This window comes from Pseudomonas zeae (assembly GCF_014268485.2).
Classification (GTDB): domain Bacteria; phylum Pseudomonadota; class Gammaproteobacteria; order Pseudomonadales; family Pseudomonadaceae; genus Aquipseudomonas; species Aquipseudomonas neuropathica.
In genome coordinates, this window is the sequence record NZ_CP077090.1 from 5,799,414 (window position 1) to 5,822,090 (window position 22,677).

Annotated in this window: 22 protein-coding genes and 4 tRNA genes; 13 read left to right on the forward strand and 13 right to left on the reverse strand. The window is 58.8% G+C overall.

Features of this window, described 5'->3' with window-relative positions:
• Positions 1-98: 98 nt before the first annotated feature.
• Together HU754_RS25575 and HU754_RS25580 are read left to right on the forward strand one after the other, a co-directional pair.
• The gene (locus tag HU754_RS25575; protein ID WP_186625122.1) at positions 99-3,047 is read left to right on the forward strand and encodes a DUF748 domain-containing protein; all 2,949 of its coding nucleotides are present in this window, start codon (positions 99-101) and stop codon (positions 3,045-3,047) included.
• On the forward strand, positions 3,047-3,343 hold the full coding sequence (locus tag HU754_RS25580; RefSeq protein ID WP_186625170.1) for a DUF2845 domain-containing protein: 297 nt from the start codon (positions 3,047-3,049) through the stop codon (positions 3,341-3,343). The genes HU754_RS25575 and HU754_RS25580 overlap by 1 nt, the downstream gene beginning before the upstream one ends.
• Positions 3,344-3,612: 269 nt before the next feature.
• Here the strand turns inward: HU754_RS25580 and HU754_RS25585 are convergent, their stop codons facing one another.
• Both HU754_RS25585 and HU754_RS25590 read right to left on the reverse strand, forming a co-directional pair.
• Complete coding sequence (locus tag HU754_RS25585; RefSeq protein WP_077574577.1) at positions 3,613-3,969, reverse strand: BON domain-containing protein; 357 nt, start codon at positions 3,967-3,969, stop codon at positions 3,613-3,615.
• Between the two features lie 295 nt (positions 3,970-4,264).
• Entirely contained in the window at positions 4,265-4,696 is a 432-nt protein-coding gene (locus HU754_RS25590) for a pilin (RefSeq protein WP_093434881.1), read from the reverse strand.
• Positions 4,697-4,922: 226 nt separating this feature from the next.
• Here HU754_RS25590 and pilB point away from each other — a divergent pair, with 226 nt between their 5' ends.
• From pilB to yacG, 5 genes are read left to right on the forward strand one after another with little or no spacing between them, the layout of a single operon-like run.
• Positions 4,923-6,623 carry a type IV-A pilus assembly ATPase PilB gene (pilB, locus tag HU754_RS25595; RefSeq protein WP_093434878.1) on the forward strand — a complete coding sequence of 567 codons (1,701 nt, stop codon included), beginning with the start codon at positions 4,923-4,925 and terminating at the stop codon, positions 6,621-6,623.
• Between the two features lie 2 nt (positions 6,624-6,625).
• Complete coding sequence (locus tag HU754_RS25600; protein ID WP_093434875.1) at positions 6,626-7,843, forward strand: type II secretion system F family protein; 1,218 nt, start codon at positions 6,626-6,628, stop codon at positions 7,841-7,843.
• A 1-nt stretch (position 7,844) separates the two neighbouring features.
• Positions 7,845-8,717 (forward strand): prepilin peptidase, encoded by an 873-nt coding sequence (locus HU754_RS25605; protein WP_093434872.1) that lies wholly within the window; start codon positions 7,845-7,847, stop codon positions 8,715-8,717.
• Positions 8,714-9,337 carry a dephospho-CoA kinase gene (coaE, locus tag HU754_RS25610; protein WP_093434870.1) on the forward strand — a complete coding sequence of 208 codons (624 nt, stop codon included), beginning with the start codon at positions 8,714-8,716 and terminating at the stop codon, positions 9,335-9,337. Before HU754_RS25605 ends, coaE begins: the two co-directional genes overlap by 4 nt.
• Entirely contained in the window at positions 9,334-9,534 is a 201-nt protein-coding gene (yacG, locus tag HU754_RS25615) for a DNA gyrase inhibitor YacG (RefSeq protein WP_186625120.1), read from the forward strand. Before coaE ends, yacG begins: the two co-directional genes overlap by 4 nt.
• 6 nt (positions 9,535-9,540) lie before the next feature.
• Here the strand turns inward: yacG and HU754_RS25620 are convergent, their stop codons facing one another.
• From HU754_RS25620 to HU754_RS25630, 3 genes are all read right to left on the reverse strand, one after another.
• On the reverse strand, positions 9,541-9,756 hold the full coding sequence (locus HU754_RS25620; RefSeq protein ID WP_007909901.1) for a hypothetical protein: 216 nt from the start codon (positions 9,754-9,756) through the stop codon (positions 9,541-9,543).
• Between the two features lie 65 nt (positions 9,757-9,821).
• A complete protein-coding gene (locus HU754_RS25625; protein ID WP_186625111.1) occupies positions 9,822-10,511 on the reverse strand; it encodes an energy-coupling factor ABC transporter permease in 690 nt (229 codons plus the stop codon).
• The gene (locus HU754_RS25630; protein WP_186625103.1) at positions 10,508-10,975 is read right to left on the reverse strand and encodes an FAD/FMN-containing dehydrogenase; all 468 of its coding nucleotides are present in this window, start codon (positions 10,973-10,975) and stop codon (positions 10,508-10,510) included. The genes HU754_RS25625 and HU754_RS25630 overlap by 4 nt, the downstream gene beginning before the upstream one ends.
• 130 nt (positions 10,976-11,105) lie before the next feature.
• Between HU754_RS25630 and HU754_RS25635 the strand changes: the two genes are divergently transcribed.
• The 5 genes from HU754_RS25635 (at position 11,106) to HU754_RS25655 (ending at position 14,538) form a co-directional block, all read left to right on the forward strand.
• Entirely contained in the window at positions 11,106-11,732 is a 627-nt protein-coding gene (locus tag HU754_RS25635; protein WP_007909887.1) for a DUF1780 domain-containing protein, read from the forward strand.
• On the forward strand, positions 11,729-12,256 hold the full coding sequence (locus HU754_RS25640) for an MOSC domain-containing protein (protein WP_095048688.1): 528 nt from the start codon (positions 11,729-11,731) through the stop codon (positions 12,254-12,256). The genes HU754_RS25635 and HU754_RS25640 overlap by 4 nt, the downstream gene beginning before the upstream one ends.
• Before the next feature lie 51 nt (positions 12,257-12,307).
• Positions 12,308-12,481 (forward strand): DUF3094 domain-containing protein, encoded by a 174-nt coding sequence (locus tag HU754_RS25645; RefSeq protein ID WP_007909875.1) that lies wholly within the window; start codon positions 12,308-12,310, stop codon positions 12,479-12,481.
• A gap of 63 nt (positions 12,482-12,544) precedes the next feature.
• Positions 12,545-13,843, forward strand: a complete 1,299-nt coding sequence (locus HU754_RS25650; protein ID WP_186625101.1) for an NAD(P)/FAD-dependent oxidoreductase — start codon at positions 12,545-12,547, stop codon at positions 13,841-13,843.
• A 287-nt stretch (positions 13,844-14,130) separates the two neighbouring features.
• On the forward strand, positions 14,131-14,538 hold the full coding sequence (locus HU754_RS25655; protein ID WP_016986236.1) for an HvfA family oxazolone/thioamide-modified RiPP metallophore: 408 nt from the start codon (positions 14,131-14,133) through the stop codon (positions 14,536-14,538).
• A gap of 63 nt (positions 14,539-14,601) precedes the next feature.
• Here HU754_RS25655 and HU754_RS25660 read toward each other — a convergent pair whose 3' ends face one another.
• From HU754_RS25660 to rluD, 8 genes are all read right to left on the reverse strand, one after another.
• On the reverse strand, positions 14,602-16,227 hold the full coding sequence (locus HU754_RS25660; RefSeq protein ID WP_186625097.1) for a methyl-accepting chemotaxis protein: 1,626 nt from the start codon (positions 16,225-16,227) through the stop codon (positions 14,602-14,604).
• Positions 16,228-16,392: 165 nt separating this feature from the next.
• A tRNA-Pro gene (locus tag HU754_RS25665) sits at positions 16,393-16,469 on the reverse strand.
• A 97-nt stretch (positions 16,470-16,566) separates the two neighbouring features.
• Positions 16,567-16,642, reverse strand: a tRNA-Lys gene (locus HU754_RS25670).
• Between the two features lie 5 nt (positions 16,643-16,647).
• Positions 16,648-16,724 (reverse strand) — tRNA-Pro (locus HU754_RS25675).
• A gap of 9 nt (positions 16,725-16,733) precedes the next feature.
• A tRNA-Asn gene (locus HU754_RS25680) sits at positions 16,734-16,809 on the reverse strand.
• A gap of 298 nt (positions 16,810-17,107) precedes the next feature.
• Positions 17,108-19,672: an ATP-dependent chaperone ClpB gene (gene clpB, locus HU754_RS25685; protein WP_093434855.1), complete on the reverse strand. Its 2,565-nt coding sequence runs from the start codon at positions 19,670-19,672 to the stop codon at positions 17,108-17,110.
• Positions 19,673-19,802: 130 nt separating this feature from the next.
• Positions 19,803-20,525 carry a peptidoglycan editing factor PgeF gene (gene pgeF / locus HU754_RS25690; RefSeq protein ID WP_186623931.1) on the reverse strand — a complete coding sequence of 241 codons (723 nt, stop codon included), beginning with the start codon at positions 20,523-20,525 and terminating at the stop codon, positions 19,803-19,805.
• Positions 20,522-21,484 carry a 23S rRNA pseudouridine(1911/1915/1917) synthase RluD gene (gene rluD, locus HU754_RS25695; RefSeq protein ID WP_034153865.1) on the reverse strand — a complete coding sequence of 321 codons (963 nt, stop codon included), beginning with the start codon at positions 21,482-21,484 and terminating at the stop codon, positions 20,522-20,524. The genes pgeF and rluD overlap by 4 nt, the downstream gene beginning before the upstream one ends.
• A 151-nt stretch (positions 21,485-21,635) precedes the next feature.
• On the opposite strand from rluD, the gene HU754_RS25700 reads away from it, so the two are divergent.
• A complete protein-coding gene (locus tag HU754_RS25700) occupies positions 21,636-22,652 on the forward strand; it encodes an outer membrane protein assembly factor BamD (protein ID WP_093434846.1) in 1,017 nt (338 codons plus the stop codon).
• The last annotated feature ends 25 nt before the right edge of the window (positions 22,653-22,677 follow it).

The window sequence follows — 22,677 nt, forward strand, 5'->3', positions numbered from 1 at the left end:
AAGCGTTCCTACAGAAGAATCTGAACAATCCTGCTCCATGCGATGTACTTCGGAACCAGAATCGCGTGCCATACTCCAAGGCACTCCGATTCAGACAGATGAAGCCGCACATGCCCAAAGGATTGATTCGCGCGATTGGCGCCTTGTTGACTGCTCTGGCCCTCTACAGCCTGCTGGGGTTTCTGATTTTGCCGGGCATCGCCCTGCGCGTGGCCAATCAGCAACTGGCCAACTACGCAACAGTGCCTGCGCATATCCAGCGTATCGAGCTCAACCCGTTCAGCCTTGAAGTTACCTTGTGGGGGCTGGTCATCGGCGAGCCGGGCAAGGAACAGATCGGTTTTGATCGCCTGTACGCCGACCTGCAAATCGACAGCCTGTGGACCAAAGCCCTGCATCTGGCCAACATCGAGCTGGACAAGCCAAAAACCGAAATCCTCTTCGCCAAAGACGGCAAGCTCAACCTGCTCGGCCTGTTCAATGTGCCGGCCAGCGAGCCGACACCGGCCGACCCTGACGCCAAGCCCTTCCCGCTGCGCATCGACAACATCAAACTGGCCGGCGGCGTCGTGCACTTTGAGGACGTGCGTCCCAGCGAACCCATCGAATTTCTCTACGATGACCTCAGCTTCGAACTGAAAAACCTCAGCACCCTGCCCGAAGACAGCGCCGACATGACCCTGGTCGCCATCGGCCCCGCCGGTGGCCGGATCGACTGGAGCGGCAACTTCAGCCTGATCCCATTCACCTCGGAAGGCACCCTGAAAGTCACCGACGGCAAGATGAAAGCCTTCTGGCCCTACGTGCGTGACTCGGTGCCTTTGGTACTCGAAGACGGCGTGATCAGCCTCAGCAGCGAATACAAACTCAATCTGTCGAAAGAAACCGAACTGCAGTTGAACAATGTCGCAGTGAGCATCGCGCCATTCGCCATCAAGGCTCCGGACGGGCGGCCACTGGCGAAACTTGAACGACTCGATGTCAGCGAGACCTCGGTGGATCTGGCCAAACAACAAGTGGTGGTCGGCAAGATCCGCAGCCAGAAACTGGAAACCTGGGCGGCGCTCGAAGCCGACGGCCAACTCGACTGGCAGAAACTGTTTGCCAGCCAGCCATCGAAACCGGCTGCCAAAGCGGCTGCCGAACCGGCGAACACACCGGCAGCTGCCGACTCGCCGAAAACCCCACCGGCGCCGAGCAAACCGTGGCAAGTGCTGCTCAAAGACGTGCAATTGCGCAATTACACCGTGCATCTGGCCGACCGCTCGGCCAAACCGGCAGTAGCACTGGACATCACCCCGCTGAATGTCGATCTGCAAGACTTCGACAGCCTCAACGGCTCGCCCTTCAAGCTCAAACTCGACAGCGGTGTGGGCAAGCAAGGCAAGATCACGGCTGACGGCACGGTCAATCTCGCCCCAGTCAACGCCCAGCTCAATGTAAAAACCCAGGACATCGACCTGCGAGTCGCGCAGTCTTACATCAACCCGTTCATTCGCCTGGAACTGCGCAGCGGCATGCTCGGCAGTGATCTCAAGGTCAATCTCAAGAGCACCGAGCCGCTGGCCCTAAGCGTCACCGGGCGCGCGCAGATCGATCAACTGCACACCCTCGACACCCTGAAAACCCGCGATTTCCTCAAGTGGCAGCAGGTCGTGGTCGAAGGCTTGAACTATCAGCACGGCGACAGCCTGTCGATTGACAAGGTCAACCTGTTCCAGCCGTATGTGCGGTTCATGATCAACGATGATCGCACCACCAACATCGATGACCTGCTGATCCCGCAGCCCGCCGACAGCGGCACCAAAAGCGCAGCAGCGAAACCGGCCAGCAACCAGAAACCGCTGGGCATTCACATCGGCGGCATCGCCATCAACGACGGTTCGGCCAACTTCGCCGACTTCAGCCTGACGCCGAATTTCGCTACCGCCGTGCAGCAACTCAATGGCCAGATCGGCACCATCGACAGCCGTCAGGCGAAACCGGCCAGTGTCGACATCAAAGGCAAGGTCGACCGCTATGCACCGGTGACCATCAAGGGCGCGGTCAATCCGTTCGACCCGATGGCCAGCCTCGACATCGCCACCAGTTTCAAACGTGTCGAGCTGACGACGTTGACGCCCTACTCCGGCAAATTCGCCGGTTACCGCATCCGCAAGGGCCGCCTCAACCTCGACCTGCATTACCTGATCACCAAGGGCCAGCTCAAAGCCGAAAACAAAGTGGTGGTCGAGCAATTGCAACTCGGTGAGAAAGTCGACAGCCCGGATGCTGTGAGCCTGCCACTGAAACTGGCGATTGCCTTGCTCAAAGACGTCGACGGCAAGATCTCCATCGAGTTGCCGGTGACCGGCGACTTGAACAACCCGCAATTCAGCGTGATGCCGATTGTCTGGCAGACCCTGCGCAATCTCATCGTCAAAGCCGCTGCCGCGCCCTTCAAAATGATTGGCGGACTGATCAGTGGCGGCGGTTCGGAAGACCTTGGCACGGTGTCGTTTGCCCCGGGTTCCAGCGAGTTGAACAAGGATGCCGAAGCGGCGCTGATCAAACTGTCTCAGGCGCTCAAGGAGCGCCCGGCCCTGCGTCTGGAAATCGAAGGCACTGCCGCGCAGAGCAGCGATGGTCCATTGCTCGCCGAGCAGCGTCTGGAGCGTGAGTACCAGTACAACTACTACAAGATGCTCCAGCGTCGCGGCGATAAAGTCCCGGCGCAGGCGTCATTGCTGCAAGTGCCGGACAACGAGAAAGGTCCACTGCTCGAAGGCATTTACCGCACCCGCCTGAAAACCCAGCCACCGGCGCAATGGAAGGATCTGGGCAAGGAAGAACGCACGGCGAAGATGCGCGAAGGCGTGATCAAGTTCTGGAGTGGCAGCGAGGTGTTGTTGCGTCAGTTGGGTCAGGACCGTGCCAGCAGCATCAAGGATTATCTGGTCGATAAAGGCCAGTTGGCAGACGACCGCGTGTACTTCATCGACGCCAGTCTCGGTGAAGCCGAGAGCGATGGCCGCGTGGTGACGCAAATGCACCTGGATGCCGAATGATGAAACTGCAGTGGCTGGCCTTGATCGCAATGACCTTCGCGGCCAGCCACGCCTCGGCGTCCGATACCCTGCGCTGCGGCAGTCAACTGATCAGCCTGGGCGACCGTTCCAGCGAAGTCCTGCAGAAATGCGGTGAGCCGGTCAGCCGTAATGTGTTGGGCTACAAGCGCAGCGCCAATCGCCGCGAGGAGTTTCAGGTCGAGGAGTGGACTTACGGCCCGAGCAACGGCATGTATCAATACCTGCGCTTCGAAGGCAATCGCCTGCGGCAGATCAACAGCAAACGCGGTAACTAAACCAACACCAAACCCCTGTGGGAGCGAGCCTGCTCGCGAATGCGTCGTGTCAGTCAAAATCTTCGTCGGCTGACAGACCGCATTCGCGAGCAGGCTCGCTCCCACAATTGTTTTGTAATGCTCCTGAAATAGAACAGGCCCCGACACAAGTGCCGGGGCCCGTAATGGTCACATCCGTGTGACCGTTCGCATGAACTCTAAAGTTGCGGCAGACGTATGGCTCGGCCCGTCTGTCGCGCCTTCTCCCGGTCCAGGCGAGAAGTCATGCCTTACTCGGCTTTCAGGCCGTCAGCGGAGACCGCTTTAACGCCTTTGATTTTCTTGGTGATGTTCACTGCGGTGGTTTTCTGAGCCTCGGTCACTGCAACAGTGGAGGACAGGGAAACCACGCCTTTGTTGGTTTCTACTTTGATGTCGGTGCCCGGAATGCCTTTTTCGGTGACCAGATCGCTTTTGACTTTGGTGGTGATCCAGGTGTCGGAAGTAGCTTCTTTCGCCTTGGTGACTTCACCGGCGGCCAGAGTCATTGGAGCCTGAGTAGCCTGGGTGGATTGTGCGAATGCACCGGAAGCCATGGTCAGGGTCAGCGCGGTAGCAGCAGCGGCAGTGATAGCGAACTTCTTCATACGAGTAACTCCTGTTTTTCTGGAAAGTCTGCTGGTTGTCTTGTCAGCAGGGTTACCAAGGTAGTTGCGAACGTTGTGCCAACTTTTTGAAAGACACAAAAGGTATATAAATCAATAGGTTACAGATATATGAAAATTCCGGATTCATGCAAAATGCATGACTCGATGAATATTCACATGCAAGTTGCGGTTTTTTGGAAAGTTCCTAAGGCGCTGAAATTATTGAAGCTTTTGTAAAGTGCCAGACAATAAAAATGCCCCGCAGAGCGGAGCATTCTGGCCAGCACACGTCAGCTTATGTACCGGTGGCAGTGCAGCCTTTAGGCGAATAGTCCGGAGCAACGGTGGTACCACAAGTCCACACACCTGCGCCGGTCCCTGAGGAACGTGTCAGGGTGATGGTTTTGCTCAGCACCGGACCCGGAGCATTGAGCAATGTGCAAGTGATGGTCCCGGCACCGGTGGATGCCGTGCCGGAAGCGGCCAGTGTGCAGTTGGAAGTCGCAGCGGTGGCACTGCCCGCGACTAGGGTCAGAGTCGGATCAGTGCCTTGATTGATGGTGTCTTCAAACGGCACCTTCAGCGCGCTGATTTCCGCCAGCCCCGCCGTCACCTTCGACCGCGCCTGATACTTGGAATACTGCGGCAACGCGATGGTCGCCAGAATCCCGATGATCGCCACCACGATCAGCAGCTCGATCAGAGTAAAACCTTGTTGTTTTTTCATAGACACGCTCCATGCATGAGTCGAATTCTCATGATCTGCAAGGCACGGAGCATAGGCCATGCCAATGCCTGCAAAGCCCCGTTCATTAGGCGCGAAGCGCTTGCAACGCCAATTCCTACAACCTGTAACCGCACTATCTGACACTTTTTGTCACCTGCACCCGCCGTGTTTGGCGCTGTCACTTGACTAGGCTATAAGTCATGAACGGCAAGCGTGCGGAATCCCCATGAATGACATCGCTCTGAGCGGTCTGGCCAAGCAATTGGTCCAGGCCGAACTGCTCACGGAAAAAGGCGCCCAGCAAGCCTGGCAACAGGCCCAGCGCAATCGCCTGTCGCTGGTCAGCTATCTGGTGCAGAACAAACTGGTCAAGAGCTGGCAGGTGGCCGAGATTGCCAGTGAGCATTTCGGCATGGCCTTGCTTGATCTCAATTGCCTGGACAAGGAAACCCAGCCCAAAGGCCTGGTCAGCGAAAAACTCGTGCGTCAGCATCACGCCCTGCCCTTGTGGCGGCGTGGCAACAAGCTGTTCGTGGGCATTTCCGACCCGAGCAATCATCAAGCGATCAACGACATTCAATTCAGCACCGGGCTGAGCACCGAAGCCATTCTGGTCGAGGACGACAAACTTACCGATGCCATCGAAAAATTCTTCGACACCCACACCAGCGGTCTCGAGGACATGGCCGATGTCGATCTCGACGGGGTCGATGTCGAATCCGTCGACGACAGCAAGCAGGACGCCATCGGCGGCCTCGACGCCGACGATGCGCCGGTGGTGCGCTTCGTGCACAAGATGCTGCTCGACGCGATCAAAAGCGGTTCTTCCGACTTGCACTTCGAGCCTTACGAAAAAAACTACCGGGTGCGGGTGCGCACCGACGGCATCCTGCGCGAGGTTGCCAAACCGCCGATTCAACTGGCCGGGCGCATCGCCGCACGCCTGAAAGTCATGGCCAGCCTGGATATTTCGGAACGGCGCAAACCTCAGGACGGGCGGATCAAGATGCGCCTGTCGAAAAGCAAGTCGATCGATTTCCGGGTCAACACGCTGCCGACCCTGTGGGGCGAAAAAGTGGTGATCCGGATTCTCGACCCGTCCAGCGCGCAGATCGGTATCGACGCCCTCGGCTATGAGCCCGAGCAAAAAGATCTGTACATGGCCGCACTCAAGCAGCCACAGGGCATGATCCTGGTCACCGGGCCCACCGGTTCGGGTAAAACCGTTTCGCTGTACACCGGCCTGAATATTCTCAACACCGTCGACATCAACATCTCCACCGCCGAAGACCCGGTGGAAATCAACATGGAAGGCATCAACCAGGTCAACGTCAATCCCAAGCAAGGGCTCGACTTTGCCCAGGCATTGCGCTCGTTTCTGCGTCAGGACCCGGACGTGATCATGGTCGGTGAAATCCGCGACCTGGAAACCGCCGAGATCGCCATCAAAGCCGCGCAGACCGGTCACCTGGTGCTCTCGACCCTGCACACCAACAGCGCTGCGGAAACCCTGACGCGCCTGCACAACATGGGCATTCCCGGTTTCAACATCGCCACCTCGGTCAGCCTGATCATCGCCCAGCGCCTGGCGCGCAAACTGTGCAGCCACTGCAAGAAAGCCATCGAGATCCCGCGCGAAACCTTGCTCAAGGAAGGCTTCCCCGAGGAACGCATCGGCCATTTCACGATCTACGAGCCGGTCGGTTGCGATCACTGCAACGGCGGTTACAAAGGACGCGTGGGGATTTATGAAGTGGTGAAAAACACACCGGAGCTGCAACGCTTGATCATGGCCGAAGGCAACTCGCTGGAAATCGACCTGCAGATGCGCCGCGACGGCTTCGACGACCTGCGCACCTCCGGGCTGCACAAGGCCATGCAAGGCATCACCAGCCTTGAAGAAATCAACCGGGTCACCAAGGACTGAACATGGCGGTCAAGGCAGCAAAAATCAGTATTTATGCCTGGGAAGGCACGGACAGAAAAGGCAGCAAAGTCACCGGTGAACTGAGCGGCCAGAACCCGGCGCTGATCAAGGCACAATTGCGTAAACAGGGGATCAATCCCGGCAAGGTGCGCAAGAAATCCGCGTCATTGCTGAGCTTTGGCAAACGCATCAAGGCCCGGGACATTGCCCTGTTCACCCGGCAGATGGCGACCATGATGAAAGCCGGCGTACCGCTGTTGCAGTCGTTCGACATTATTGGCGAAGGCTTTGATAACCCGGCCATGCGCAAACTGGTGGACGACGTGAAACAGGAGGTCGCGGCCGGTAACAGCTTCGCCGCAGCCCTGCGCAAGAAACCGCAGTATTTCGACGAGTTGTATTGCAACCTGGTCGATGCCGGCGAGCAGTCCGGCGCCCTCGACACCTTGCTCGAACGCGTCGCGACCTATAAGGAAAAAAGCGAAAGCCTCAAAGCCAAGATCAAGAAAGCCATGACCTATCCCACCGCCGTGGTGCTGGTCGCGGCTGTTGTCACCGGGATTCTGCTGGTCAAAGTAGTGCCACAATTTCAGTCAGTGTTTTCCGGTTTCGGTGCCGAACTGCCGGCGTTCACCCTGATGGTGATCAGCCTGTCGGAATTCATGCAGCAATGGTGGTGGGCGATTCTCGCTGCACTGGTCGCAGCGATTTTTGGCACCCGCCACGCGCTTAAAACATCCCAAGCCTTGCGCGATCGCAAAGACACCTGGCTGCTGAAACTGCCACTGGTGGGCACACTGATGTACAAGTCCGCCGTGGCGCGATTCGCTCGAACCTTGTCCACCACGTTTGCCGCCGGTGTGCCGTTGGTCGAAGCGCTTGACTCGGTGGCCGGCGCCACCGGCAACGTGGTCTTCAAGCGAGCCGTGCTGCGCATTCGCCAGGACGTGTCCACCGGTATGCAACTGAATTTCTCGATGCGCAGCACCGGGGTCTTTCCCAGCATGGCCGTGCAAATGACCGCAATTGGCGAAGAGTCCGGCGCCCTGGATGACATGCTCGACAAGGTTGCGGGCTTTTACGAGGAAGAAGTGGATAACATGGTCGACAACCTCACCAGCCTCATGGAGCCGTTCATCATGGTCGTGCTGGGGGTAATCGTCGGCGGGCTGGTGGTGGCCATGTACCTGCCGATCTTCCAACTCGGCTCAGCGATCTGACATGCCTATCGACGAACTGTTTGCCATGTATCCGCTAGCGTTTGTCGGCACCGCCCTGCTGCTGGGCCTGGTGGTCGGCAGCTTCCTCAATGTGCTGATCTGGCGCCTGCCGAAAATGCTCGAACGCGACTGGCGCCAGCAGGCACACGATGTGCTCGGTTTGCCCGGCGAAGCCTCGCAACCCATCTACAACCTGATGCTGCCGCACTCCGAATGCCCGCATTGCGCCCACCGGATTCGCCCGTGGGAGAACGTTCCCCTGCTCAGTTATCTATGGCTGCGCGGGCGCTGTTCAGCGTGCTCCGCTCCGATCAGCAAACGTTATCCGTTGACCGAGCTGGCCTGTGGGCTGCTTTCGGCCTTCATCGCCTGGCACTTGGGTTTCGGTTGGCCGGCGTGCCTGCTGATCGTCCTCACCTGGGGTCTGCTGGCGATGAGTCTGATCGACACCGAGCATCAACTATTGCCTGATGTGCTGGTGTTGCCGTTGCTGTGGCTGGGGTTGATCGTCAACAGTTTCGGCCTGTTCGTGACCTTGCACGATGCGTTGTGGGGCGCGGTGGCCGGTTATCTGGCGCTGTGGTCAGTGTTCTGGCTGTTCAAACTGCTGACTGGCAAGGACGGCATCGGTCATGGTGATTTCAAACTGTTGGCGCTGCTGGGGGCATGGGGCGGCTGGCAGATTCTGCCGCTGACGATTCTGTTGTCATCACTGGTCGGCGCCATTATCGGGGTGATTTTGTTGCGCCTGCGCGAGCAAAAAACCTCGACGCCAATCCCCTTCGGCCCTTATCTGGCAATTGCCGGCTGGATTGCCTTGCTCTGGGGTGGTCAAATAACCGCCTTCTATTGGCAGTTTGTCGGTTTGAAATGAATACCCCTGTGGAAAAACCCTGGATTCTCGGCCTCACCGGCGGCATCGGCAGCGGCAAAAGCGCAGCGGCTCAGCACTTCATTGATCTGGGTGTCCACGTGGTGGATGCCGATCACGCGGCGCGTTGGGTGGTTGAACCCGGACGTCCGGCACTGGCAAAAATAGCCGAACACTTCGGGCCTGGCGTTTTACAGGGCGACGGCACGCTGGATCGCGCCGCCCTGCGCAAACTGATCTTTGAAGTGCCGGAAGAACGCCGCTGGCTCGAAGCCCTGCTGCATCCGTTGATCGCCGAGGAAATCGCTCATCATCTGGCGCTGGCAAAATCGCCTTACGCGATACTGGTTTCGCCGCTGTTGATCGAATCCGGGCAATACGCGATGACTCAGCGCATCCTGGTGATCGACGCCCCGCAACAATTGCAGATCGAACGTACCTTGCAGCGTGACCAGACCAGCGAGCAGCAGGTTCAGGCGATCCTCAAGGCTCAGTCGAGCCGCGAAGAGCGTGTGAGCCGCGCCGACGACGTAGTGGTCAACGACCGCGACCTCGCCTGGCTGCACAGCGAAGTAGAGCGTCTGCATCACTTTTACCTGACTTTATCCGGAGGCCAAGCATGAGCCAGATCCCCACCGTTGAATGCCCAACCTGCGGCGCCCCCGTGGAATTCACGCCTGAAAGCGAATTTCGTCCATTCTGCTCCGCGCGCTGCAAACTGATCGACCTCGGCGCCTGGGCCTCTGAAGAACACAAGATTCCGGTCGCACCGGATGCCGAGGACGAACTGTTTTCCGGCGACTTCGATCCGCGTCACTGATCTCGATCAGGGCCGCATAAAGCCGTAGTCCTGATCGTCGTCGAGGTTTTCCGCCAGAAAGCGCAACTCGTCGGCCAGGTCTTCGGCGTTGCGCACGGCCTTGCTCTGCTGCACCACCGCACTGAGCAAGGCACGCAAACTCAACCCCGGGTCAAAGCCCACCTCCTGCGCCATGTCCAGACTCTGCCGGGTCTCCTGCCTGGCCCACTCGTAAACACTCATGCCGCTGCTCCTGAAGGGATTTGCGCGAGCATGAAATTTCCCGCGCGTGGCGTATTTGATGTGGATCAAGACTTCGGATCGTCGTCCTTCCACGGCGCCGAAAGGTAGCGCGTGCGGTTGAAGGTCTCCAGCCACTCCGGGCTGAATACCACCAGCGCACTGATGATCATGCCGTTGATGAACGCTTCGGGGAAAATGATCAGCCACACGTAACCGATGAAGTCTTCCAGCCACTCCGGCATGGCGAAAAGGCCGTCGTACCACAGCAGCGTCAGGCTCAGGATCAGGCACAACAGGGCTGACAGCGCGGCGGCAAAGAAGCCGGAACAGAAGATGTACACGAACGGATTGCGTGGCTGAGCACGCTCGACGAGGATCGCCACACACTCGGTGACCAGCACCGGCAGCAAAATGAACAAGGCGCCATTGACCCCCATCGCCGCAAGATCCTGACGCCCGAGCAGCACCAGGCCGATTTGCGCCACCAGCCCGCCAACGATCGCCAGCGGCCAGTCCAGCAACAGGGTTACCGCCGTCATACCGAGGAAGTGATACGACACGCCTGTGTCGAAATCCCTGCGCATCAACCACAAGAGAAACAACGCAAACACGGTGCCGAACAGCAGATGCTGACGCCGGCTGTCGCTGAACAACTCGACCCACGGCGCCCGCACGATCGCCCAAAGCAGCACCGGCAGATAAATCAGCCAGCCCAGCAACAGACTTTCAGTCGCCATCACCTCGACGCCGATCATGGGCGCGCCTTCTCCAGTGCCTCGCGCAGGTCACCCGCGTTGGCGTACTCACGTTGCGAGAGCAATCGACCGTCCTTGAGTTGCAACCACAACACCTGGCCTTCCGCGCCGGGATAGCGCGACGCAACCCGTCCTTCTCGATCCAGCATGACCCGATAGTGGTAGTCGCGCATGGCCGGTACGGCAAACATTCTGGCAATCAGCGCCGGCATGCGCTGGATGTCGGCAACGAACACCGCGTGACGGGCCTCCAGATAGCCCTTGGGTTGGTCCTTCAACGCTTCCTTGATCAGCTTGGCGCCGTCCATATCCCGTGCCACCAGCAGCGTGGTGGTGCTGTTGTCGAGGGTGAAGGGTTGCTCGTACTGATCGAGCAACGTCCAGGGAGCCAGACGCTCACCGGTTTCGAGCGCATGGGCACACAGCGGAAAAACAGCAAACAGCAGCAGCCAGCGAAATTTCACGATGAGTCCTCACGGTTTGGCGCAAATAATCGATTTCCATGAGTCTACACCGCCCTTCTCCACTGCCCACTGATGCACTTTGCCGCGGAACGCTTTCAGCTTGTCGCATTTGAACGCTAAGCTTGGGCTTATGGATGACTCAGATTATTTACGCCTGCTGACCATCGCGGCCGAGCAGGCCAACGCCTTTCTGTCCAATGCACGCAAATGGGAGCGTGAGCGTTGGGTTTGCCAGCGCCTGCTGCAAGGCCTGAACATTCCCTACCGCGCCGACGAATTCGCGCCGGCCGGCGAACCGCCGGACGTGCTGTTCCGCGATGCCAATTTCGAGGTGTTCTTCGTGCTCGACGAGGGCCGTCGGCTTAACGACGAATGGCGCGATGAATTGCAGCGACGACGCAGCGCCTTTTCCCTCAGCCAACTGGTGCGCCGCGAAGCCAAGCCGAAACGGATTCCGGCCAATGAATTCCTGCTGCGACTGGCGCCGACCCTGCGCAAAAAAGCACACAACTACAAAGAACGCGGTATGGACTTGGGCGAACTCGACATCATCGCCTTCGCCAGCCTCAAACGAGAAGTACTGGATTTGAATAGCCATTTCCCCCCGCCCACCGAATACCTGCGTCAAGGCTGGCGCTCGCTGTCGCTCGTCGGCCCGACCTTCGCCCGCGTGCTGTTCGCCCACCCGGACGCGCCGGATTTTCTGCGCAGCAACCTCGGTCGCAGCATCGTGTTTGATGTGGGAATCAGCCTGTGACCCCCCTTCAGCAATTGATCGCCGATGTGCCGCAGACCGGATGTGTGCGCTGGATTGGCGTGCGCCCCGAGTCGCGCGGGCCGATGATCGAACTCGATGCCGTCGAGGCGCGGCTGGAAGCAGGACTGACCGGCGATCATGCCCGTCCCGGTGTGCGTAACGCGCGGCAGGTAACCCTGATCCAGTGGGAACATCTGGCGGTAATCAGCGCCTTGATGGGTCGCCCCGACGATCAACCCGTCAGGCCTGAAGATCTGCGGCGCAATCTGGTTATCAGCGGTATCAATTTGTTTAGTCTCAAGGGTCGGCGCTTTCGTATCGGTCAGGCAATATTCGAAACCACGGGCTGGTGTCAGCCCTGCGCACGCCTGCAGAACAACCTCGGCCCGGGCACCTTTCAAGCGGTGCGCGGCCATGGCGGAATTACCGCGCGGGTGTTACAAAGCGGGATCATTCGCCTCGAAGACCGGGTGAGCGTCGAACCGGTTCCGGACAGCGGCTATGCTGCGTTCAACCCCGGATAAAAACCGCTGTAGCTTCTGCCCATTCAGCAACGTCTACCTGACGAGGCAAATATGACCAGCCGCCTGAACCCCGAAGACCAGAAACATGTCGAAGAGTACCTGCAACTGTCCCAACACCGAGTCGAGCGCCGGCCATTTCGGCCATGGATGCTCCTCGTGCTGGTGCTGGCAGTGACCATTGGTCTTGGCCTGTTGAGCCGATTTATCAGTTACCTGACGCTATGAGCAGCTTGGCGCTCGCTTGGGTAACCGCACCGATTTCCTTTAAAAACCTTGCGAGTTATCCCTATGTCCCATCGTATTGTTATTGTCGGCGGCGGCGCCGGCGGTCTGGAGTTGGCTACCCGTCTGGGTAAGACTCTGGGCAAGCGCGGCACGGCCAGTGTGATGCTGGTCGACGCCAACCTGACGCACATCTGGAAACCGCTGTTGCACGAAGTGGCCGCCGGATCGCTGAACTCCTCCGAAGACGAACTCAACTATGTTGCCCAGGCAAAATGGAACCACTTCGAGTTCCAGCTAGGGCGCATGAGCGGGCTCGATCGCGCACAGAAGAAAATCCAGTTGGCCGCCACCTACGACGAAAACGGCGTAGAACTGGTTCCTGCACGTGAAGTGCAATACGACTCACTGGTGATCAGCGTCGGCAGCACCACCAACGACTTCGGCACTCAGGGCGCGGCGCAGCACTGCCTGTTCCTCGACACCCGCAAACAGGCCGAGCGCTTCCATCAGCAACTGCTTAATCACTATCTGCGTGCACACGCCGGGCAAACCGATGTGGTCGAGCAAATCAGCGTTGCGATCGTCGGCGCTGGCGCCACTGGTGTCGAGCTGGCGGCTGAACTGCACAACGCCGCGCACGAACTGGCGGCTTATGGTCTGGACCGGATCAAACCGGAAAACATGCACATCACTCTGATCGAAGCCGGTCCACGGGTACTGCCTGCCCTGCCAGAGCGTATCAGCGGGCCGGTGCACAAAACCCTGGAAAAGCTCGGGGTCAACGTGATGACCAACGCTTCGGTCAGCGAAGTAACCGCCGACAGCCTGGTCACCGCCGATGGCAACGAGATCAAGGCCAGCCTGAAAGTCTGGGCAGCGGGCATTCGCGCGCCGGGTTTCCTCAAGGACATCGACGGTCTGGAAACCAACCGCATCAATCAACTGCAAGTGCTGCCGACGCTGCAAACCACCCGCGACGAGAACATCTTTGCTTTCGGTGACTGCGCCGCGTGCCCGCAACCGGGTACCGATCGCAATGTGCCGCCGCGTGCCCAAGCCGCGCACCAACAGGCGTCGCTGCTGGCCAAATCGCTGAAACTGCGCATCGAAGGCAAGACCTTGCCGGAGTACAAGTACACCGACTACGGCTCGCTGATCTCGTTGTCGCGCTTTTCGGCGGTGGGTAACTTGATGGGCAATCTGACCGGTAGCGTGATGCTCGAAGGCTGGCTGGCGCGGATGTTTTACGTGTCGCTGTATCGTATGCACCAGATGGCGCTGTACGGGCCGTTCCGCACGGCGATGTTGATGCTGGGCAGCAAGATTGGCCGTGGCACCGAGCCGCGCCTGAAACTGCACTAAAACCTGTGGGAGCGAGCCTGCTCGCGAATGCGTTCTGTCAGTCAATGTTAATGCGACTGACCCGACGCTTTCGCGAGCCGGCTCGCTCCCACAATGTTTTGTGTTGATCGAAAGATCTGTTTCTTACTGTATCCCCGCCCCGCTTTTCCCTCCTTCGCTTACAAACTCCCCCGCTCCGCGACACAGACGCGATACACCGCCACCGCTTAATGGCCACACCCGAGCAACACCTGCTCAGGCAATCGTCCTTAACGTGTGGTTGCGCAGTGCAGCCCAGGAGAATGTAAATGTCCCGTACTTCGACCCTCGGTAAAAAATCCATTGGCCTGATCGGCGCCGCGCTGGCGGGCGGCCTGATGTTGTCCGGTTCGGTGTTTGCCGCTCAACCACTGGCGCAGGGCTACATGGTCGCCTCGGCAGAAACTTCGGTGAAAGCACCGGAAGGCAAATGCGGTGAAGGCAAATGTGGCGATGCTTCGATGGCCAAGACGGACAGCGACGGTGACGGCAAGGTCTCGCGCGCCGAATTTCTGAAAGTCGCGCCGAAGTCCGATTTCGACAAGATCGACACCAACCATGACGGTTTCATCGACGAACAAGAGGCCTACAACAACGTGAAGGCCAACTTTGAAGCCAATGGCAAGAAGATGCCAAAAGGTCTGTTCGAACACCTGAAAGACCAAGACGGCGCCTGATCGACAATAAAAAACAAGCCGCGCTTCTCCTGAGAGAAACGCGGCTTTTTCACGTCTGCCCGTTTACAACTGGAAGCGCCGTACCATGCCCTGCAAGGCATTGGCCAGTTTCGACAACTCATGGCTGGACGCGCTGGTCTGGTCGGCACCGGCGGCCGAACGTACCGATAAATCACGAATATTCACCAGGTTGCGATCCACTTCCCGGGCTACTTGCGCTTGTTCTTCAGCTGCGCTGGCGATCACCAGATTGCGCTCATGGATCTCATGCACCGACGCGGTAATGGTTTGCAGCGCCTCACCGGCACGCTCAGCCAAGGCCAGCGTGGTCGTCGCCCGTGCGGTACTGGCCTGCATCGAATCCAGCGCCAGGCTCGAACCGCTGCGCATGCCCTGGACCATCTGCTCGATCTCCTGCGTCGATTGCTGCGTGCGATAGGCCAGCGCGCGTACTTCATCGGCGACTACGGCAAAGCCTCGCCCGCTCTCCCCGGCGCGTGCCGCCTCAATCGCCGCGTTGAGCGCCAGCAAATTGGTCTGCTCGGCAATCGCCCGAATCACGTCGAGCACTTTGCCGATGTCCTGCGATTGATTGGCCAGTGATTGCACCAACTCACCGGTCTGTTGCACGTCGCTGGCCAATGCATTGATGGCCGTGGCGGTCTCACTGACGCGCACCTGACCCAGATGCGCCGACTCGCTGGATTGACGGGTCGCGTCAGACGTCGATACCGCATTGCGTGCGACCTCTTCCACTGCTGCCGTCATCTGGTTGACGGCCGTCGCGGCTTGTTCGATTTCGTTGTTCTGTTGTTGCAGTCCCTGGGTGCTGTCGAGTGTTACCGCATTGAGTTCATCGGCAGCGGTCGCCAGTTGCGTCGCCGAACCGCTGATGCCTTGCAGCGTCTCGCGCAGGTTCTGCTGCATGGTTGCCAAGGCTTTGAGCAAGCGACTGACTTCATCGTTGCCATGGGTTTCGATCGGCCGGGTCAGATCCCCCTGCGCGACACTTTCTGCTGCGTTCACGGCGCTGCTGAGCGGACGAACGATACTGCGGGTGAGCATCATCGCCAGTGCCACCGTGGCCAGCGCGGCCAAGGCAATAAACAAGCTGACAATCGTGCGCGAGTTTTCGTAGTGCGCAGCGGACTTTTGGCTTTCTGCGGCGACCTGTTTGGCGAACAAATCCGCCAGGTCGTTGAGTTGCTTGCCGGAGCCATCGACGACGGTTTTCATGTCGACCAGCAACAATTTGGTCAATTCATCACGCTTGCCTTGCTCGGCGAGGGCGAAGGATTGAGCGATACCGCTGCGATACGCGGCGAAGGTTTTTTTGAATTGGTCATATAGCTGCTGGCCTTCCGGGGTGTTGACCAGTTTGTCGTAGGCGGCGATTTTCTCGCTCAGCTCTTTGTCGCGGGTGTCCATCTGGCTGCGGTAGGTGGCGATATTGTTCGCGTCCTGATCCAGCGCCATACGCAACGAGATGGTGCGGATGCGTAGCATGATCTCGCGAATCTCGTCGCCGCCACGAATGCTCGGCAGCCACTGGTTTTCTACCGCGACCTCGCTGTCGCGAATGCTCGACATCTGCCCCAGCGCAAACACGCCGAGCAAGGCCACCAACACCGCGATCAGGGCGAACCCCAGGGCTGCCCGGGGAGCAATATTCAACTGACGAAGCAACATGACGAACGCCCTTATTCTTGTATTGGCCTGATTCAAGGGGCGAAAGCCATGGCAGTCCCCTCGTGTTAGCGGGCTATCGGCCGGTTGTATGATGACTTGAAGGGGAAATGAGTTTTTGTCGGACAAAAAAAATCCCCGTATCTTTCGATACGAGGATTTTTAATATGGTCGGGGTAAGGGGATTCGAACTCCTGACATCCTGCTCCCAAAGCAGGCGCGCTACCGGACTGCGCTATACCCCGGTAAAAAAAAGGCGACCTTTCAAAGATCGCCTTCTTCGATCAGCGCTTTTGGCCTCTGATCTTAAGATTCGATCCCAGCGCAAACTGGTTTCAAAAATGGTGGGTCGTGTGGGATTCGAACCTACGACCAATTGGTTAAAAGCCAACTGCTCTACCAACTGAGCTAACGACCCAAAAATGGTCGGGGTAAGGGGATTCGAACTCCTGACATCCTGCTCCCAAAGCAGGCGCGCTACCGGACTGCGCTATACCCCGGCTTGAAATTGGCTCCGTGACCAGGACTCGAACCTGGGACCCAATGATTAACAGTCATTTGCTCTACCGACTGAGCTATCACGGAACTACATATTTCAATTTACAACTGTGAAACCTGAAGCTTCTCGACACCGTTTTCGCATCGCTGCGTTCGTGTGTCTGAGGCGCGCTATTCTACAACCTAGAACACCTCTGTCAACCCCCTAAATTGCTTTCAAGTTAATGATTTGCAACTTATTTCAGATTTCAACTCAGTGAGCTGAGACCGTCTTGGCGACTGACTGCGGGGCGCACTTTACAAGCCTTTTCCTTTGAGTTCAACAGCCTAACGAAAAAAAAGGCCCCACAATGTGGGGCCCTCGTTTTTTCATTGGCGCTCAGGCTTAGTTGAAAACGATTTCGTCGTTCTCGACAGTGCCGGTTGCCGTGTCGCCCGGCATGAAGTGACCCGAGAGGATCAACTGCGCCAGCGGGTTTTCGATCCAGCGCTGAATTGCCCGTTTCAAAGGACGTGCGCCATACACCGGGTCGTAACCAACGGCGATCAACTTGTCCATCGCCTCCGGGCTGAGTTCCAGCTTCAGCTCGCGCTCGGCCAGACGGCTGCGCAGACGGCCCAACTGGATCTCGGTAATGCCCGCGATCTGATCCCGCGCCAAAGGCTCGAAGATCACCACTTCATCGACCCGGTTGATGAACTCCGGACGGAAGTGCGACGTCAGCGCATCCATGACTGCAGCACGTTGAGCCTCACGATCACCGACCAGTTCCTGGATCTGTACCGACCCCAGGTTCGAAGTCATGACGATCACGGTGTTGCGGAAATCCACCGTACGGCCATGGCTGTCGGTCAGGCGCCCATCCTCGAGCACTTGCAGCAAGATGTTGAATACATCCGGGTGCGCCTTCTCGACTTCGTCCAGCAGGATCACCGAATAAGGCTTGCGACGCACCGCCTCGGTCAGGTAACCACCCTCTTCGTAGCCGACGTATCCCGGTGGTGCACCGATCAGGCGAGCCACGGAATGTTTCTCCATGAACTCGGACATGTCGATCCGCACCATCGCCTCTTCCGTATCAAAGAGGAATTCGGCCAGCGCCTTGCACAGCTCGGTTTTACCGACACCGGTCGGGCCGAGGAACATGAACGAGCCGCTCGGACGATTCGGGTCGGACAACCCGGCGCGCGAACGGCGTACCGCGTTGGCGACGGCGACCACGGCCTCTTCCTGACCGATCACCCGTTTGTGCAACAGGCTTTCCATCTTCATCAGCTTGTCGCGCTCGCCTTCGAGCATTTTCGACACCGGGATGCCGGTCCACTTCGACACAACTTCAGCGATTTCTTCTTCAGTCACCTTGCTGCGCAGCAACTGGTTTTCGCTCTTGCCGTGCTGGTCGACCATTTGCAGGCTGCGTTCCAGATCCGGGATCACCCCGTACTGCAATTCAGCCATACGGTTGAGGTCACCTTTACGGCGCGCGGCTTCCAGTTCTTGCCGCGACTGCTCGATCTTCTGCTGAATCTGCGCAGAACCCTGCACCTCGGCTTTTTCCGAGTTCCAGATTTCTTCCAGATCGGAATACTCGCGTTCGAGGCGGACGATTTCTTCCTGGAGTTTCTCCAGACGTTTCATCGCCGCTTCGTCGCTTTCTTTCTTCAGCGCCTGGGATTCCACCTTCAACTGAATCAGGCGACGTTCCAGACGATCGAGCACTTCCGGCTTGGAGTCGATTTCCATGCGGATGCGGCTGGCGGCCTCGTCGATCAGATCGATGGCCTTGTCCGGCAACTGCCGGTCAGTGATGTAGCGATGGCTGAGCTTGGCCGCGGCGATGATCGCGCCGTCGGTGATTGCCACCTTGTGGTGAACCTCGTAACGCTCTTTAAGGCCACGCAGGATGGCAATGGTGTCTTCTTCGCTCGGCTCATCCACCAGGACTTTCTGGAAGCGTCGCTCAAGCGCCGCGTCCTTCTCTATATATTGGCGGTACTCGTTGAGCGTGGTCGCGCCAACGCAGTGCAACTCACCGCGCGCCAGCGCAGGCTTGAGCATGTTGCCGGCATCCATCGAGCCTTCGCCTTTACCGGCGCCGACCATGGTGTGCAGTTCGTCGATAAACAGAATGATCTGCCCTTCCTGCTTCGACAGCTCGTTGAGCAACGATTTCAGGCGCTCCTCGAACTCACCGCGATACTTGGCACCGGCAATCAGCGCGCCCATATCCAGCGAAAGCAGACGCTTGCCCTTGAGGCCGTCCGGCACTTCGCCGTTGATGATGCGCTGGGCCAGACCTTCGGCAATCGCGGTTTTACCCACACCAGGCTCACCGATCAGCACCGGGTTGTTCTTGGTGCGGCGTTGCAGAACCTGAATGGTGCGACGAATTTCGTCGTCACGGCCGATCACCGGGTCAAGCTTGCCGTCTTCGGCGCGCTTGGTCAGGTCGACGGTGTATTTATCCAGGGCCTGGCGCGACTCTTCGTGGTTGGCGTCGTTTACCGCTTCGCCGCCACGCAGATTGTTGATAGCGTTTTCCAGGGCCTTCTTGCTCACGCCCTGGCCGAGCAGCAACTTGCCGAGCTTGCTGTTCTCGTCCATTGCGGCGAGCAGCACCAGTTCGCTGGAGATGAACTGGTCGCCCTTCTGCTGGGCCAGACGGTCAGCCTGATTGAGCAGGCGCGCCAGATCCTGCGACATGTTGACGTCGCCGGTCGGGTTCTGGATTTTCGGTAATTGGTCGAGCTCTTTGGTCAGCTCTTTGCGCAAGCTGTTGACGTCGAAGCCCACCTGCATCAGCAGAGGTTTGATCGAACCACCCTGCTGTTCAAGCATGGCTTGCATCAAGTGCGCCGGCTCAATCGCCGGATGATCGTGGCCGACAGCCAACGACTGGGCGTCGGACAAGGCCAACTGTAATTTGCTGGTTAAACGGTCTATTCGCATAAGTCACCTTCCTTTTGAGCAGGCCGGACCTAAAAACCATCCTGAATAAAGAAACCTGCCAGATACCGCTATAGATGCGGTCGATTCTGCAAGATTCAAGCGTCAGAGCGTTGATTCAGGTCAGGCAAGTCTAGCGGGTGAGCCAGATAAGGGAGGCAAAGCGACCAGTGCGCGAAGCGCGACGGTAGGAGAAGAAGCGCGGATCAGTCACGGTGCAGAAACCGCCACCATAAACAGCGGTGACACCACGTTCAGCCAGACGCAGGCGCGCCAGCAAATAGATGTCAGCCATGAATTTGCCGGCATTGTCGCTCGGCACGAAGGCTTGTGCCGCTTCCGGCAATTGATTGATGAAGACTTCCCGGACTTCCGGGCCAACTTCAAAGGCTTTCGGGCCAATGGCAGGACCGAGCCAGACCAGCACCTCTTCAGCCGGAACATCGAGGCTGTCGAGAGTTGCTTCAAGCACGCCCGCCGCCAGACCGCGCCAACCGGCGTGAGCCGCAGCAACGCGAGTGCCGGCGCGATCGCAGAACAATGCCGGCAGACAGTCCGCCGTCATCGCCGCGCAGGCGATACCCGGCGTTGCTGTCCAGCTGGCGTCTGCGGTCGCAACAATGCCCGGATCCGCATGCGCCACGGCAATTCCGTGCACTTGCTGCAACCAGGCAGGCTGTATAGAGAAGTGATCGGTCAGGCGTCGACGGTTCTCGGCAACGGCCTCAGGACGATCATCAACATGATCGCCCAGATTGAGGCTGTCGAACGGCGCCTCGCTGACGCCACCCTCGCGGGTGCTGACGCAGGCTTTGACGCTGGCCGGCGCAGGCCAGTCCGGCGTCAGCCAGTTCATCCGATGAAGGCCTCGCGATCCTGCTTGAGCAAGGTCAGCAGCCAGACGAAATCTTCCGGCAGCGGTGACTCCCAGCTCATGCGCTCACCGGTCGTCGGATGATCCAGCTCAAGGAAGCGCGCGTGCAGGGCCTGACGCGGGAAATGCTTGAGGGATTCAACCATCGTCGGGTTCGCGGCTGGCGGAATGCGGAAACGGCCGCCATACGCCGGATCGCCGACCAACGGGAAGTTGATGTGCGACATGTGTACGCGAATCTGGTGAGTACGACCGGTTTCCAGCTTCACCCTTACGTGGGTGTGCGAGCGGAAGCGCTCCAGCACACGGTAGTGACTGACGGCAGGCTTGCCGCCTTCCATCACCGCCATGCGTTGACGCTGCTGGCCGTGACGACCGATCGGGGCGTTGATCTTGCCCCCAGCGGTGACCACACCGATCACGATGCACTCGTAGATGCGGCTGACGCTGCGACTCTGCAGTTGCGTCACCAGCTTGGTCTGCGCCTGAATGGTCTTGGCCACCACCATCAGACCGGTGGTGTCCTTGTCAAGACGATGCACGATACCGGCGCGCGGGACATTGATGATGTCCGGCACGTGGTGCAGCAAGGCGTTGAGCAAGGTGCCATCGGCGTGACCGGCAGCCGGGTGCACCACCAGGCCCGCAGGCTTGTTGATCACCAGAATGTCGTCGTCTTCATAGACGATGTCGAGTTCGATGTCCTGGGCGATCCATTCGCCCTGGGCTTCCTGCTCGGCAGTCAGCTCGAGGATGGCACCGCCGTGCACGATGTCGCGAGGGCGGATGACCGCCCCGTCCACAGTCAGGCGACCTTCTTTGATCCAGGCGGAAAGGCGCGAGCGAGAGTGCTCAGCGAAGAGTTGGGCAGCGACTTGATCGAGGCGTTGGCCGCCCAATTCGGACGGCACCTCTGCGCGAAGTTCAATTTTATCGGACATGCTCTGACTGTGCGTCGGCACAGCTTTTGGTTTCGGCTGCGCGCTTGTGGTTAAATACGGCGTCTTTTGCCCCGAGGCTTTTCAACGGGGCGCTCATCATAACAGGACGGCCCCGCCCAAGACAGCGGCCGTCATAGGGACGCAAGCCGCCATGCAAGTGAAACACCTGCTGCTGATCGCCATCCTCGCATTGACCGCTGCTTGCTCATCGAAGGAAGTCGTAGACGAAAACCTCAGCGAAGCCGAGCTGTATCAGCAGGCTCAGACTGACCTGGACAACAACAGCTACACCAGCGCCACAGCCAAGCTGAAGGCTCTGGAGTCGCGTTATCCGTTCGGTCGCTACGCCGATCAGGCACAGCTGGAGCTGATCTACGCCAACTATAAAAACGCCGAGCCGGAAGCTGCAAAGTCTGCCGCCGAGCGTTTCATTCGTTTGCACCCGCAGCATCCGAACGTGGATTACGCGTACTACTTGAAAGGTCTGACCTCGTTCGACCAGGACGTCGGCCTGCTGGCGCGCTTCCTGCCGCTGGACATGACCAAGCGTGACCCGGGCGCCGCGCGCGACTCGTACAACGAGTTCGCCCAGCTGACCAGCCGCTACCCGAACAGCCGCTACGCGCCGGACGCCAAGCAGCGCATGATTTATCTGCGCAACCTGCTGGCCGCCTACGAAATCCACGTGGCCGACTACTACCTGACCCGTCAGGCTTACGTAGCCGCTGCCAACCGTGGTCGCTATGTCGTGGAAAACTTCCAGGAAACCCCATCGGTCGGCGACGGCCTGGCGGTGATGACTGAAGCCTACCAGCGTCTGCATCTGGACGACCTGGCAGCCACCAGTCTGGAAACCCTGAAGCTCAACTACCCGAATCACCCGAGCCTGCAAGACGGCCAGTTCGTGCCACGGGTTGCCGAAGCCGACAACCGTTCGTTCCTGAGCAAGGCGACTTTGGGTCTGATCGAGTCGCGTCCACCGCTGCCGCCGGGAGAAACCCGCGCCAACCAGGACGTGCAGAAGCAGTTCCAGGACGCGAAAGACGCGATTCCGAACGAGCTCAAGCCTAAAGACGAAAACGGCGACGTGATCGAAGAGCCAGAGCCTGAGTCGAGCAACACCGACCGCTCGTGGTTCAGCTACATGACTTTCGGCGTGTTCGACTGATCACACCGGATGTACAAAAAGGGAG

What these genes read in the sequence shown, in the direction of transcription:
- HU754_RS25575 (WP_186625122.1), top strand. Translation starts at nt 99, where the DNA reads ATGAAGCCGCACATGCCCAAAGGATTGATTCGCGCGATTGGCGCCTTG.
- HU754_RS25580 (WP_186625170.1), top strand. Translation starts at nt 3,047, where the DNA reads ATGAAACTGCAGTGGCTGGCCTTGATCGCAATGACCTTCGCGGCCAGC.
- HU754_RS25585 (WP_077574577.1), bottom strand. Translation starts at nt 3,969, where the DNA reads ATGAAGAAGTTCGCTATCACTGCCGCTGCTGCTACCGCGCTGACCCTG.
- HU754_RS25590 (WP_093434881.1), bottom strand. Translation starts at nt 4,696, where the DNA reads ATGAAAAAACAACAAGGTTTTACTCTGATCGAGCTGCTGATCGTGGTG.
- pilB (WP_093434878.1), top strand. Translation starts at nt 4,923, where the DNA reads ATGAATGACATCGCTCTGAGCGGTCTGGCCAAGCAATTGGTCCAGGCC.
- HU754_RS25600 (WP_093434875.1), top strand. Translation starts at nt 6,626, where the DNA reads ATGGCGGTCAAGGCAGCAAAAATCAGTATTTATGCCTGGGAAGGCACG.
- HU754_RS25605 (WP_093434872.1), top strand. Translation starts at nt 7,845, where the DNA reads ATGCCTATCGACGAACTGTTTGCCATGTATCCGCTAGCGTTTGTCGGC.
- coaE (WP_093434870.1), top strand. Translation starts at nt 8,714, where the DNA reads ATGAATACCCCTGTGGAAAAACCCTGGATTCTCGGCCTCACCGGCGGC.
- yacG (WP_186625120.1), top strand. Translation starts at nt 9,334, where the DNA reads ATGAGCCAGATCCCCACCGTTGAATGCCCAACCTGCGGCGCCCCCGTG.
- HU754_RS25620 (WP_007909901.1), bottom strand. Translation starts at nt 9,756, where the DNA reads ATGAGTGTTTACGAGTGGGCCAGGCAGGAGACCCGGCAGAGTCTGGAC.
- HU754_RS25625 (WP_186625111.1), bottom strand. Translation starts at nt 10,511, where the DNA reads ATGATCGGCGTCGAGGTGATGGCGACTGAAAGTCTGTTGCTGGGCTGG.
- HU754_RS25635 (WP_007909887.1), top strand. Translation starts at nt 11,106, where the DNA reads ATGGATGACTCAGATTATTTACGCCTGCTGACCATCGCGGCCGAGCAG.
- HU754_RS25645 (WP_007909875.1), top strand. Translation starts at nt 12,308, where the DNA reads ATGACCAGCCGCCTGAACCCCGAAGACCAGAAACATGTCGAAGAGTAC.
- HU754_RS25650 (WP_186625101.1), top strand. Translation starts at nt 12,545, where the DNA reads ATGTCCCATCGTATTGTTATTGTCGGCGGCGGCGCCGGCGGTCTGGAG.
- HU754_RS25655 (WP_016986236.1), top strand. Translation starts at nt 14,131, where the DNA reads ATGTCCCGTACTTCGACCCTCGGTAAAAAATCCATTGGCCTGATCGGC.
- HU754_RS25660 (WP_186625097.1), bottom strand. Translation starts at nt 16,227, where the DNA reads ATGTTGCTTCGTCAGTTGAATATTGCTCCCCGGGCAGCCCTGGGGTTC.
- clpB (WP_093434855.1), bottom strand. Translation starts at nt 19,672, where the DNA reads ATGCGAATAGACCGTTTAACCAGCAAATTACAGTTGGCCTTGTCCGAC.
- pgeF (WP_186623931.1), bottom strand. Translation starts at nt 20,525, where the DNA reads ATGAACTGGCTGACGCCGGACTGGCCTGCGCCGGCCAGCGTCAAAGCC.
- rluD (WP_034153865.1), bottom strand. Translation starts at nt 21,484, where the DNA reads ATGTCCGATAAAATTGAACTTCGCGCAGAGGTGCCGTCCGAATTGGGC.
- HU754_RS25700 (WP_093434846.1), top strand. Translation starts at nt 21,636, where the DNA reads ATGCAAGTGAAACACCTGCTGCTGATCGCCATCCTCGCATTGACCGCT.